Below are 12,154 nucleotides of genomic sequence, written 5' to 3'. Positions count from 1 at the left end.
CCATCCTTCGACATGGAGAGCAGCCTTGCAAAGACGTGACTTCCTGGCCCTGACCGGGCTTACCGCGGGCGGGCTGATCGTGCCCTCCTTCTTCGGCAAGGTGATCGCCGCCGAACAGCTGCAGAGCTCGCTGGACCTGGGGCTGAAGAAGCGCCTGGCCGATGCGGCGCTGGCCGCCGCCCGCCAGGCCGGTGCCACCTACTGCGACGTGCGCATCGGCCGCTACCTGCGGCAGTTCGTGATCACCCGCGAGGACAAGGTGCAGAACGTGGTGAACACCGAGTCCACCGGCGTGGGCATCCGCGTGATCGTCAACGGTGCCTGGGGCTTTGCCGCCACCAATGCGCTGGGTACGGCCGATGTGGCCAAGGCCGCGCAGCAGGCGGCGGCGATCGCCAAGGCCAATGCCGGCGTGCAGACCGCGCCGGTGCAGCTGGCCAAGGCGCCGGGCGTCGGTGAGGTGAGCTGGCGCACGCCGATCCGCAAGAATGCGATGGAGGTGCCGATCAAGGACAAGGTCGGCCTGCTGCTGGACGTCAACGCCGCCGCAATGGGCGCCGGTGCCAGCTTCGTCAACTCGATGCTGTTCCTGGTCAACGAGCAGAAGTACTTTGCCTCCACCGACGGCTCCTACATCGACCAGGACGTGCACCGTATCTGGGCGCCGATGACGGTCACCGCCATCGACAAGTCCAGCGGCAAGTTCCGCACCCGTTCGGGCCTGTCCTCGCCGATGGGCCTGGGCTACGAGTACCTGGATGGCGCCGCCGCAGGCAAGGTGGTCGGCCCCAATGGCGTGGTCAACTACAGTTCTTCCTACGACATGAAGGAAGACGCCATCGCCGCTGCCAGGCAGGCGCAGGAAAAGCTGAAGGCACCGTCGGTGAAGCCGGGCAAGTACGACCTGGTGCTCGACCCGTCGCATACCTGGCTGACCATCCACGAATCGATCGGCCATCCGCTGGAACTGGACCGCGTGCTCGGCTACGAAGCCAACTACGCCGGCACCAGCTTCGCCACCCTGGACAAGCGCGAACAGCATTTCCAGTACGGCAGCGAGCTGGTCAACATCTTCGCCGACAAGACCCAGCCGGGCAGCCTCGGCGCAGTGGCGTACGACGATGAAGGCGTGAAGTGCAAGCGCTGGGACCTGATCAGCAACGGCAAGCTGGTGGACTACCAGACCATCCGCGACCAGGCCCACATCCTCGGCAAGACCGAATCCGACGGCTGCTGCTATGCCGACTCGTGGTCCAGCGTGCAGTTCCAGCGCATGGCCAACGTGTCGATGGCACCGGGCAAGAAGCCATTGAGCGTGCCGGACCTGATCAAGGACGTGGAGAACGGCATCTACATCATCGGTGATGGTTCGTTCTCGATCGACCAGCAGCGCTACAACGCGCAGTTCGGCGGCCAGTTGTTCTACGAGATCAAGAACGGCCAGATCACCCGCATGCTGGAAGACGTGGCCTACCAGATCCGCACGCCGGAGTTCTGGAACGCCTGCACCGCCGTGGCCGACGAGCGCGACTACCGCCTGGGCGGTTCGTTCTTCGACGGCAAGGGCCAGCCGGGCCAGGTCTCGGCGGTCTCGCACGGTTCGTCCACCGCGCGCTTCAACGGCATCAACGTCATCAACACCGCACGCAGCCTCGGCTGATCGGTCAGGAGCCCTTACACCATGAGTATCTTCACCGAAGCCCAGGCCAAGGCCATCCTCGACAAGGTCATCGCCCTGTCCAAGGCCGACGAATGCACCGCCGTGCTGGCCGGCGCGATCGACGGCAACATCCGTTTCGCACTGAACAATGTCTCCACCAGCGGCATCGTCGACAACACCGAACTGGCGGTCACCGTTGCCTTCGGCAAGCGCGTCGGCACGGCCTCGATCAACGAGTTCGACGATGCCGCGCTGGAACGCGTGGTGCGCCGTGCCGAAGACCTGGCCCGCCTGGCCCCGGAAAACCCGGAGTTCATGCCGGCCATCGGCAAGCAGACCTACCGCGCCAGCCCAACCTTCAGTGAATCCACTGCCGCGATCGATCCGGCTTTCCGTGCCAAGGTTGCCGCAGATTCAATCGCGCCGTGCCGTGGCCATGGCCTGATCGCCGCCGGCTTCCTCGAAGACGGCCAGGGCTTCCAGGCCACCGCCAACAGCAACGGCAACTTCGCCTACCAGCGCACCACCAACTTCAATTACACCTGCACCGTGCGCACCGAGGATGGCCGTGGTTCGGGCTGGGTCGGCCGCAACCTGAAGGACGCCGCTGACTTCAAGGTGGACCAGGACATCCGCATCGCCATGCGCAAGGCCACCGAATCGGCCGAAGCCAAAGCGCTGGAACCGGGCAAGTACACGGTGATCCTGGAGCCGGCTGCGGCGGCCGGCCTGATCAGCTTCATGATGAACTTCTTCAGCGCACGCTCGGCCGATGAAGGCCGCAGCTTCCTGTCCAAGAAGGGCGGCGGCAACAAGCTGGGCGAGCAGGTCTACGACCCGCGCGTGACCATGATCGCCGACCCGTGGCACCCGGACGCACCGGTGCTGCCCTGGGACAACGAGGGCCTGCCCCGCGAGCGCATGGCCATCATCGAGAACGGCAGGATCGCCAACCTGGACTACTCGCGCTTCTGGGCGCAGAAGCAGGGCAAGACCGCCAAGGCGTCGCCGGGCAACCTGCTGATGAGCGGTGGCGACAAGAGCACCGCCGAACTGGTTCGCGGCACCCAGAAGGGCATCCTGGTCACCCGCACCTGGTACATCCGCATGGTCGATCCGCAGACCGTGCTGCTGACCGGCCTGACCCGCGACGGCACCTTCTACATCGAGAACGGCCAGATCAAGCATCCGGTGAAGAACTTCCGCTTCAACGAATCGCCGGTGATCATGCTCAACAACATCGAAGAGCTGGGCAAGCCGGTGCGCGTGGCCGGTGATGAATCCAGCTACGTGATGATGATCCCGCCGATGAAGCTGCGCGATTTCACCTTCACTTCGCTGTCCGACGCGGTCTGATGGATCGCCGGGCCTGCCTGCGCTGGTTGGCCGCTGCCGCTTCGGCGGCGGCGCTGCCAGCCTCGGCACAGGCAGGCCCGCGCAGTTCGCGCTACGACTTCTGGTTCACCCGCCTTCAGTACGACTCCGGTGACTGGGACGTGGACGCGCGCATGCCGTCCAACCTGATCACCTCGCTGATCGACTACACCTCGCTGCGCGTCGACCCGCAGGAACACGTGGTGGCGCTGGCCGACCCACGCATGCTGGAAGGGCCGTTCTGCTACCTGGCCGGGCACACGCTGGTGGAGTTCAACGCCGCCGAGCGGCAGAACTTCGTGCGCTACGTGCGCAATGGCGGCTTCGTCTTCGTCGACGACTGCAACCACGATATCGACGGCCTGTTCGCTACCTCGTTCGAGGCGCAGATGGGTCGCCTGTTCGGGCCCAGGGCATTGCAGAAGCTGCCCAACAGCCACCCGCTGTACCGCAGTTTCTTCCGCTTCCCGGATGGCCCGCCTGCCACCAGCTTCGAACTCAACGGCTGGGGCGACGACCTGGTGCACGACTACCTGAAGGGCATCGAGGTCGACGGCCGCCTGGGCCTGCTGTACAGCAACAAGGACTACGGCTGCGAGTGGGACTACGACTGGCGCAACAAGCGCTTCCTGGCCGAAGACAACACCCGCTTCGGCGTCAACATCGTGATGTACGCGTTGAACAACTGATAGGACCTGCACGCCCATGACCTCCCCCGACCTCGATTCCCTGCTGCCGCGCCTGGATGAGCTGCGCGCCGCGCTCGCACGCGCAGTGGTGGGCCAGAACACCGTGGTCGAGCAGCTGCTGATCGGCCTGCTGGCCGGTGGCCACTGCCTGCTGGAAGGCGCGCCCGGGCTCGGCAAGACCCTGCTGGTGCGCTCGCTCGGCCAGGCACTGGAGCTGCAGTTCCGGCGCGTGCAGTTCACCCCCGACCTGATGCCCAGCGACATCCTCGGTACCGAGCTGCTGGAGGAAGACCACGGCACCGGCCATCGCCACTTCCGCTTCCAGCAGGGCCCGATCTTCACCCACCTGCTGCTGGCTGACGAACTCAACCGCACCCCACCCAAGACCCAGGCCGCACTGCTGGAAGCGATGCAGGAACGCACGGTCAGCTACGCTGGTACCACCTACGCGCTGCCCGCGCCGTTCTTCGTGCTGGCCACGCAGAACCCGATCGAGCAGGCCGGAACCTACCCGCTGCCGGAAGCGCAGCTGGACCGCTTCCTGCTGCACGTGCTGGTGGATTACCCCAGCGAAGACGAGGAGCGGCAGATCCTGGAACAGACCACCGGCGGTGCCACCGACGCGGTGCCGAAGGTGATGGATGCCGACGCGGTGATCGCGCTGCAGGCCGCGGTGCGCCAGGTGCATGTCAGCCCGGATGTGCTCGCCTGGATCACCCGCCTGGTGCGCGCCAGCCGGCCCGGCGACGGTGCTCCGGCGGCGATCAACCAATGGGTGAAGTGGGGCGCCGGCCCGCGTGCCGGCCAGTCGCTGGTGCTGGCAGCGAAGGCACGCGCGCTGCTGCAGGGCCGTTTCGCCGCCACCCGCGAGGACGTGCAGGCGCTGGCCGCGCCGGTGATGCGCCATCGCCTGCTGCTGTCGTTCGCCGCCGAGGCCGAGCAGAAGCGTGCCGACGACGTGGTCGCCGCGCTGCTGCAGGCCGTGCCCTTCCCGGGTTGAGCCACGCGTGAACGCAGGTACGCCGTTGACCCTGCCGCCGGAACTGCGTGCGCGCCTGCGCCTGCTGCGGTTGCGGCCGCGCCTGGCCAGCGGTGCCAGTGGCATCGGCCAGCACGCCAGCCGCAGCCGCGGTGCCGGCCTCGAATTCGCCCAGTACCGTGCCTATGAGCCTGGTGACGAACTCCGCCAGATCGACTGGAAGCTGTATGCACGCTCGGACCGCTTCTTCGTGCGCGAGTCCGAACGCGAAAGCCCGATCACGGTCTGGCTGCTGCTAGACGCCACCGCTTCGGCCAATCAGGCGGATCGCGCGGCACCGCAGCACTCGCGTCTGGACCATATGCGCGGCGTGGCCGCGTGCGTGATTGAGCTGGCCTTGCAGCAGGGTGACCGTTTCGGCCTGCTGGCAATCAATGGCGATGGCCTGCAGCTGGTCCCCGCGGCGAACGGCGCGCGCCAGCGTGATCGCGTGCATCTGCAACTGCACGCCCTGCAGGCGCGCGGCGCCTGGCCTGCGGCCGATCGCCTTCGGCCGCTGTGGGAGCGCGTGCGCCCGGGCGACCTGCTGCTGGCAATCGGTGATGGCTTCGACGACGCCGGCATCGTGCTGCTGGAACAACTGGCCAGCGCGCGCCGCGAAGTGGCACTGCTGCAGATCCTCACCGCCGACGAGCGCGACTTCCCATTCGACGTCGGCCACCGCTTCCGCGACCCGGAGACCGGCGAGGAACTGCTGGGCGATGGTGCGGCGATCCGCGCTGACTACCTGCAGCGCTTCGCCGACGCACGCAGCGCATTGCATGCGCGCCTGCAGGCCAACGGGATTGCCAGTGCCACCGGCTGGCTGGACCAGCCGCTGGACCAGGCGCTGCAGGCGCTGTTTGGCCGTGGGGGCGATGCATGACCCTGCTGTTCCCGCTCGGCCTGGCCGCGCTCGCCGCAGGGTTGCTGCCGCTGCTGATCCACCTGGCCCGCCGCCATCCGTACACGCCACTGGATTTCGCCGCGCTGCGCTGGCTGCGCGCGCAGATACGGCCACGCCAGCGCATCCGCTTCGATGACTGGCCGTTGCTGCTGGTGCGCCTGCTGTTGCTGGCCGCACTGGCCCTGCTGCTGGCACGACCTGTGTTGACTGGCCCGACGGCGCCTCCCGCTGCATGGACCGTGGTAGCGCCGGGACTGGATGCTACGACCCTGCGTGGAACGGCCGAGGATGGCAACTGGCACTGGCTGGCACCCGGCTTCCCCGCCATTGATCAGGCACCCCCTGCAGCCACCGCCTCCCTGCCCAGCCTGCTGCGCGAACTGGACGCGCAGCTGCCCGTCGGCACCGCATTGACCGTGCACGTTCCCGATCCCCTGCCCGGCCTGGATGGTGCCCGCCTGCAGCTGTCGCGCGACGTGCAGTGGCACACGCAGCCGATGCCGGTCACTGCGCAACCGAGTGCCGCGACGTCGCCGCGCCTGCGCGTGCACAGCGATGCTTCGGCCACTGCCCAGCGCTGGTTGAACGCACTGCAGCGCGCGTGGGGCGTGCAGTCACCGCTTGCTCCGCTGCCGGCGGATGCCCTGCCGGAGCGCGGTGAGATCGGCGTGTGGAGCCGCAGCGATGCACTGCCGGCGAACTGGCAGGCGTGGCTGCGCGGCGGCGGTCGTGTCATGACTGCCGGCAAGCCTGCTGCCAGCGCCCGCATCCTGCTGCGCGATGCCGAGGGCGCACCGCTGCTGTGGCAGCAACGCATCGGCCACGGCTATCTGCTGGCGCTGCCGGGTGGCTGGAATGCCGCCAGCAACCCTGCGCTGCGCGATCCGCGCCTGCCACGTGCCCTGCTGCTGGCGCTGCAGCCGCCTACGGCCCCGCGCCTGGGCGATGCACGTGACCAGGCACCGCAGCGGACCGCATTGCCTGCTGCAACACCACCGCTGCGTGAGCCCACGCCTTGGCTGTTGCTGGCCGTCGTGCTGCTGTTCGCGCTGGAACGCTGGATGGCCAGCAGCGCCCGGCGCAGGGTGGCCGCATGAACACCCTGCAGCACGCCTGGCAACGCGCACGCCGCCGCCGTGCGCTCATCACCCTGCTGTTGGGCCTGCCATGGGCGCTGGCCGCCACGGTGCTGGCCCTGCGTCTTGCAGGCTTCGATATCGCCTGCGTCGTCGGCACGGTCAGTCTGCTCGCGTGTGCGGCCTTCGCCACTGCGCGTGCCCGCCAGCTGGACCGGCAGTGGCTGCAGCGCCAGCTCGATGGCAGCGGTGCCAGCGAGGACAGTGCCGATCTGCTGTTCGCCGATGCCGCCACGCTCAATCCGCTGCAGCAGCGCCAGCGTGTGCATGTGCTGGCCATGCTGGAATGCGCGATGCCGGAGCTGCGTCCACGCTGGCCGCGTGGGGCACTGGCGCTGTACTGGATCGCAGGCCTGGCCATTGTTGTGCTGGCATTCGGCTGGCCACGTTCCAGCCCCGGCTCCGTGCCTGTCCGCACGCCGACGCCTGGCAGCGCTGCTGCTGCGGGCCCGCTGCGCCTGCAGTCCACCCGCCTGCGCATCGACGCGCCGGCCTATACCGGCCAGGCCACGCTCACCCAGAATGCGCTGGATGCGAAGGTTGCCGCCGACAGCCGGCTGTCCTGGTCCCTGCGCTTCGACCGCGCCCCGGACAAGGCATGGCTGCAGTTCCACGATGGTCGCCGGTTGCCACTGAGCGAGCGCGAAGGACAGTGGCAGGCGCAGGATGTGGCACGTATGCCGCTGCTGTACCGCGTGGTGAGCGAACCGGCACTGGCAGAGACCCGCCTGCATCGGCTGGATGTGGTGGCCGACCGTGCACCCAGCGTGCGCATACTGGAACCCACGGCCAGCCTGGTGCTGGGCACGCCGGGGCAACGGCAGTGGGCACTGCGCTTCGAGGCCAGCGACGATTACGGTGTCGCGGCGCAGGCAACGCTGTCGATCACCACTACCCAGGGCAGCGGTGAGAACATCACCTTCGTAAAGCGCAACGTCACGCTTGCCGGCAGCGGTGAAGCCACCGCGCGGCGTTTCGCCCACACCCTTGATCTGGCTGCGCTGGGCGCGCAGCCTGGCAACGATGTGATCGCCCAGCTGGAGGTACGCGACAATCATGCACCCACGCCGCAGACCGGGCGCAGCAGCAGCGTGATCCTGCGCCTGCCCAGCGCCGAAGTCGCGCTCGGTGCAGAGCTCGAGGGCCGCATCAAGAAGACCCTGCCTGCGTACTTCCGCAGCCAGCGGCAGATCATCATCGATGCCGAAGCGCTGATCCGGCAGCGACCCAGCCTGGCCGCCGAGGACTTCGTGAAGCGCAGCGATGCGATCGGTGTCGACCAGCGCATCCTGCGCCTGCGCTACGGCCAGTTCCTGGGCGAGGAAAGCGAAGGTGCGCCGAAGCCGCCGCCGACCAGCGACCTGCCCACCAGCGATGCGCCGACCGCAGACGGCCACAACGACGATCACGAACATGACCATGGCGCGCAGGCCGGCGCGCAAGGCGACCATGGCCACGATCATGGCAGTACAGCCAACGCGGATATCCCGCCGGAGTTCGGCAGCGAGACCGACGTGCTTTCCGAATACGGGCACACCCATGACCACGCCGAGGCGACCACCCTGCTCGATCCGCAGACCCGCGCCACGTTGAAGGCCGCGCTGGATCAGATGTGGTCGGCCGAAGGCGAGCTGCGCCAGGGCCGCCCGGAGCAGGCGCTGCCATTTGCCTACAAGGCGCTGGGCTTCATCAAGCAGGTGCAGCAGGCCGAGCGCATCTACCTGGCCCGGGTCGGGCCGGAGCTGCCACCCATCGATGAAAGCCGCCGGCTGGGCGGTGATCGCGCCGGACTGGCCAGTCGTGAACTGCCGTTGGCCGCGCGAACCCCGCCGGACCCGGCCATCGTTGAAGCCTGGCAACGCCTCGGTGATGACAACGGCGCACCGGATCTCGATGCGCTGGCGGCCTGGCAGCAGCGCAACGCCACCTACCTGCCCGATGCACTCGATCTGGCTGCGGCCATCGAGCAGCTGCGCATCGAGCCCGACTGCGGCGACTGTCGCCAGCGCCTGCGCGCACAGTTGTGGCGGGCGCTGCAGCGTCCGCTGCCACAGGCGATGCGGCGCAGTGCCGCCGATGCGATGGGCCAGCGCTACCTCGACGCGCTGGAGGCGCAGCCATGAACGCCTCCGCTGTGAACCTGTGGATTGCACCGGCACTCGCCCTGATCGTGGTCATCGCCAGCGTGCGCCAGCTGCGTGCGGACACTGCGCACCCCGGCCACCGGTGGGTCGTGATCGCACTGCAGATCGTCGTCGCCACGCTGCTGTATTTCTGCCTGGCGCCCCCCACCCGCCAGCAGCCCGCAGGGGGGCTGGTCGTGCTTGGCGTCGATGCCGGCAAGGCCGGCGCACTCCCGGCCAGCGAAGGCCCGCTGTTGCTGTTGCCGGAAGCTGCCGATGTGCCCGGCGCACAGCGCGTACCCGACCTGGCCACCGCGCTGCGCCAGCATCCGGCCGCCACGCTGACGCTGGTCGGTGCGGGCCTGGTCGCACGTGACCGCGACGCGGTGCTGCCGCCGGATGTGCGTTGGCAGGCTGCACCGGAGCCGCGCGGCTGGATCGCGCTGCAGCCGCCGGCCGATGTCGCACCGGGTGCCCGCTTCGACGTGCAGGCACAGGCGCGTGGCGCGGCCAAGGCGAAGGCCGAACTGCTCGACCCGGCCGACAGCGTGGTCGATCGCACGGAGGTTGCCGACGACGGCCGCGTGCAGCTGAGTGGTATCGCCCGCGCCGAAGGCCGCAGCGTGTTCCAGCTGCGCCTGCTCGATGCCGACAGCCATGTGGTGGACAGCGTACCGGTGCCGCAGCAGACCCTGCCGTCCGCACCGCTGCGCCTGCTGGTGCGCGCCGGCGCGCCGGGTCCAGAGCTGAAGTACCTGCGGCGCTGGGCAGCCGATGCAGGCATCCGTGTGCAGGTGCAGGCGGATACCGGGGCCGGACTCAGCATCGGCGATGGCGCGGTGTCGATCGATGCAGCATCGCTCACGCGCAGCGATCTGTTGCTGCTGGACGAGCGCAGCCTGGCGGCATTGAGTGCGGGCCAGCTGGCCGCCGTGCGCCAGGCGCTGCGCGATGGACTGGGCGTGCTGGTGCGCAGTGCGGGCGCACCTTCGGCCAGCGCGCGGCAACGCCTTCGCGATCTGGGCCTGCCAGTGCAGGGTGATGGCAGCAGCCACCCCCTCGAACTTCCCGGCGATGGCGAAAGCGCGATCCTCGCCGCACGGCGTGGCCCGCTCGCCGCTGGCACATTGCCGACCGGCTACGGCGAAGAGGCCGACCGCAGCTCGCACAGTGCCGCGCTGCCTTCGCTGGAAGCACTGGCGTTGCAGGCGCCGGGCAGCAACGCGCTGCTGCACGATCGGGGCGGCCAGGCCGTCGGCGGCTGGCGCGCGGTCGGCAAGGGCCGCATCGGCCTGCTGCCGCTGACCGACAGCTGGCGCTGGGTGCTGGCAGGCCGTGATGACCGCCACGGCGAACTGTGGAGCGACGTGGTTGCCACGCTGGCACGCGCGCAGGGCAGCGGTGATGCGCTGTGGTCACCACAGCCGATCAGCTGGGCAGGCGAACGGCAGGCGCTGTGCGGCGTGCAGGCGCCGCTGCAGGCCTTCAACCCGCGTGGCGACAGCGTGCCGCTGATCGCCGATGGTGCAACGTCGGCGCTGCGCTGCGCCGGCTGGTGGCCCCGTGAGGCAGGCTGGCAGCGCCTGCGGCATGGCGACAGTATCGTCTGGCGCTATGTGTTCGACCCAAAGGACGCCGCTGCACTGCATCGGCAGGCGATGATCGATGCGACCACGCAGGCGTTGGCCTCCAGCACGTCGGCGAACGCGTCGGTGATGCAGCCCGTGCCGGGCTCACGCTGGCCGTGGTGGCTGGCGTTCGTGTTGTGCGCATCGCTGCTGTGGTGGCTGGAACGGCGGCGCTGACCCGGGATCGGATCCCTTTCGCCCGCGAAAGGGCTCTGACCCCCTCCGTCAGGCGTTCTTCAACGCGAGCCCGCGCGCCGGTACACGCCATTGAAGCGCACGTTCATGCCACCGCATTCGCTGTTGTCGGCCACGATCAGCACCTCGCCCAGCGAATGCACGCGTACCTTGCAGGTATCCTCGACGAACTCGACGTCGGCACCGCGCGGCGCGGCGCGCGCTTCCACCTGGCCCATGTTCGGTCCGTAGGGACGCTGCTCCGGCGTGGGGTTGGCGGAGGGCCAGTAGGCGTCCCCCTCCACATGCAGTTGCCCACCCTGCACGGTGATGCGCAGGCCGTTGTCGCCGTCCTTCCAGTTGCCCGCCCAGTCCTGCAGCGACGGCACGGCCACCGGCAATGGCTGCAGCTTGCTGCGGTCCACCCAGCCGGCACTGCCACCCACCCTGTTCGGGAAGAACGCGCAGCGATAAGCGCCCAGGTCGCGCCCGGTCACCACCGTATCGCCGTTGACCACATAGCTGCGCTGTCGGCAGGCCGGTTCGCCCTTGGCCGGGCAGCCGTCCATGTCGCCAAGCAGGTACAGGCGCGGTGCATTGACCACCCGCGCCAGTGCGAACCGGCTCTGTTCGGACGGGAACGCGCCATTGCGGCAGGCGCCGTCATCGGCGATGCCGGAAGCGAAGGCGGAGGCTGGCAGCAACGCGGCCAGCAGGCAGAACGAACGCAGGGACATGGCAATGGCACCGATGGGGAAGCCGGCAGGATATACCGGCCTACTTCACCGGCGACGCATCACCCGCACCTTGCTCCTGGGAGAACCGCAGCGCACGCTGCTGCTGTTCGGCACTCAGCTCCGGCGGTGGCCGCGCCACCGCGGCCTGGATCTGCGAAGGCCCGCCGGTGAGTTTGTTGATCCCCTTGGCCGCCGCCATCACACCCTTGACCACGCCCATCATGATGTAGCCGCCGCCCATGCTCACCTGCTCCGGCGATGGCGGTTCGCTCCAGTCACGGCTGAAGCGGTTGTCGCCGAACTTCACCGGGTTCTTGAAGCGGTAGAGATCCAGCGGCTCGTCTTCCGGCTTGAGCGCACGCACTTCGCCGAGGGTGGTGACGTTGTCCTGCGGCAGAGCGGTGGAGATCGGTGCGGTGGTTGCCGCCGAAGCATCCACCGGGGGAACGGGCGCAGGATCGGGCACCGCCACCGGCGCGGCCTGCTGCGCCTGCGCGATGCCGGCCAGCAGCATGCCGGCCAGGAGGGCTCCCTGCGTTCCACGTCGTGCCACAGCCATCCACCTGTTGGTTGCGTCCAGCGCCCAAGGATACGGATGCCGGCTTCAGATTTCGTTGCTGCACTGGCAGCTGTTCAGCCAGGGGAGATGCGGCGACGCCACGGGACGCGGGCACTGAACGGTTCACGCCCTCCGTGTGCGGTGTCTCA

General features: G+C 68.6%; 10 protein-coding genes. 8 read left to right on the top strand and 2 right to left on the bottom strand.

The genetic code is table 11. From position 1 onward, the window contains the following. Window positions 1-25: 25 nt before the first annotated feature. The 8 genes from CKW06_RS00490 to CKW06_RS00455 are packed head-to-tail and all read left to right on the top strand — an operon-like array spanning window position 26 to window position 10,712. Entirely contained in the window at window positions 26-1,660 is a 1,635-nt protein-coding gene (locus CKW06_RS00490; RefSeq protein ID WP_005407530.1) for a TldD/PmbA family protein, read from the top strand. A 21-nt stretch (window positions 1,661-1,681) separates the two neighbouring features. Continuing rightward, window positions 1,682-3,016: a TldD/PmbA family protein gene (locus CKW06_RS00485; protein WP_024956316.1), complete on the top strand. Its 1,335-nt coding sequence runs from the start codon at window positions 1,682-1,684 to the stop codon at window positions 3,014-3,016. Then, window positions 3,016-3,723, top strand: coding sequence for a DUF4159 domain-containing protein (locus CKW06_RS00480; RefSeq protein ID WP_024956317.1), 708 nt, complete (start codon window positions 3,016-3,018; stop codon window positions 3,721-3,723). The genes CKW06_RS00485 and CKW06_RS00480 overlap by 1 nt, the downstream gene beginning before the upstream one ends. 16 nt (window positions 3,724-3,739) lie before the next feature. Beyond that, the gene (locus CKW06_RS00475) at window positions 3,740-4,723 is read left to right on the top strand and encodes an AAA family ATPase (protein ID WP_005407527.1); all 984 of its coding nucleotides are present in this window, start codon (window positions 3,740-3,742) and stop codon (window positions 4,721-4,723) included. Window positions 4,724-4,730: 7 nt separating this feature from the next. Then, window positions 4,731-5,627: a DUF58 domain-containing protein gene (locus CKW06_RS00470; RefSeq protein ID WP_024956318.1), complete on the top strand. Its 897-nt coding sequence runs from the start codon at window positions 4,731-4,733 to the stop codon at window positions 5,625-5,627. Further along, window positions 5,624-6,745 carry a BatA domain-containing protein gene (locus CKW06_RS00465; protein ID WP_024956319.1) on the top strand — a complete coding sequence of 374 codons (1,122 nt, stop codon included), beginning with the start codon at window positions 5,624-5,626 and terminating at the stop codon, window positions 6,743-6,745. Before CKW06_RS00470 ends, CKW06_RS00465 begins: the two co-directional genes overlap by 4 nt. Further along, window positions 6,742-8,907, top strand: coding sequence for a membrane protein (locus CKW06_RS00460; protein WP_024956320.1), 2,166 nt, complete (start codon window positions 6,742-6,744; stop codon window positions 8,905-8,907). The genes CKW06_RS00465 and CKW06_RS00460 overlap by 4 nt, the downstream gene beginning before the upstream one ends. Next, complete coding sequence (locus CKW06_RS00455) at window positions 8,904-10,712, top strand: hypothetical protein (protein ID WP_024956321.1); 1,809 nt, start codon at window positions 8,904-8,906, stop codon at window positions 10,710-10,712. Before CKW06_RS00460 ends, CKW06_RS00455 begins: the two co-directional genes overlap by 4 nt. 59 nt (window positions 10,713-10,771) lie before the next feature. Here CKW06_RS00455 and CKW06_RS00450 read toward each other — a convergent pair whose 3' ends face one another. Next, on the bottom strand, window positions 10,772-11,446 hold the full coding sequence (locus CKW06_RS00450; protein ID WP_024956322.1) for a hypothetical protein: 675 nt from the start codon (window positions 11,444-11,446) through the stop codon (window positions 10,772-10,774). A 40-nt stretch (window positions 11,447-11,486) separates the two neighbouring features. Then, window positions 11,487-12,005, bottom strand: coding sequence for a hypothetical protein (locus CKW06_RS00445; RefSeq protein ID WP_024956323.1), 519 nt, complete (start codon window positions 12,003-12,005; stop codon window positions 11,487-11,489). Between the last annotated feature and the right edge of the window lie 149 nt (window positions 12,006-12,154).

The sequence above is a fragment of the Stenotrophomonas maltophilia genome, assembly GCF_900186865.1.
Taxonomy (GTDB): Bacteria; Pseudomonadota; Gammaproteobacteria; order Xanthomonadales; family Xanthomonadaceae; genus Stenotrophomonas; species Stenotrophomonas maltophilia.
The sequence above is the reverse complement of the archived record's forward strand: the minus strand, read 5'-3'. Positions and strand labels throughout refer to the sequence as shown.

Coding starts and splice junctions, on each gene's coding strand:
- CKW06_RS00485 (WP_024956316.1), top strand. CDS start 1,682: ATGAGTATCTTCACCGAAGCCCAGGCCAAGGCCATCCTCGACAAGGTC.
- CKW06_RS00480 (WP_024956317.1), top strand. CDS start 3,016: ATGGATCGCCGGGCCTGCCTGCGCTGGTTGGCCGCTGCCGCTTCGGCG.
- CKW06_RS00475 (WP_005407527.1), top strand. CDS start 3,740: ATGACCTCCCCCGACCTCGATTCCCTGCTGCCGCGCCTGGATGAGCTG.
- CKW06_RS00465 (WP_024956319.1), top strand. CDS start 5,624: ATGACCCTGCTGTTCCCGCTCGGCCTGGCCGCGCTCGCCGCAGGGTTG.
- CKW06_RS00460 (WP_024956320.1), top strand. CDS start 6,742: ATGAACACCCTGCAGCACGCCTGGCAACGCGCACGCCGCCGCCGTGCG.
- CKW06_RS00455 (WP_024956321.1), top strand. CDS start 8,904: ATGAACGCCTCCGCTGTGAACCTGTGGATTGCACCGGCACTCGCCCTG.
- CKW06_RS00450 (WP_024956322.1), bottom strand. CDS start 11,446: ATGTCCCTGCGTTCGTTCTGCCTGCTGGCCGCGTTGCTGCCAGCCTCC.
- CKW06_RS00445 (WP_024956323.1), bottom strand. CDS start 12,005: ATGGCTGTGGCACGACGTGGAACGCAGGGAGCCCTCCTGGCCGGCATG.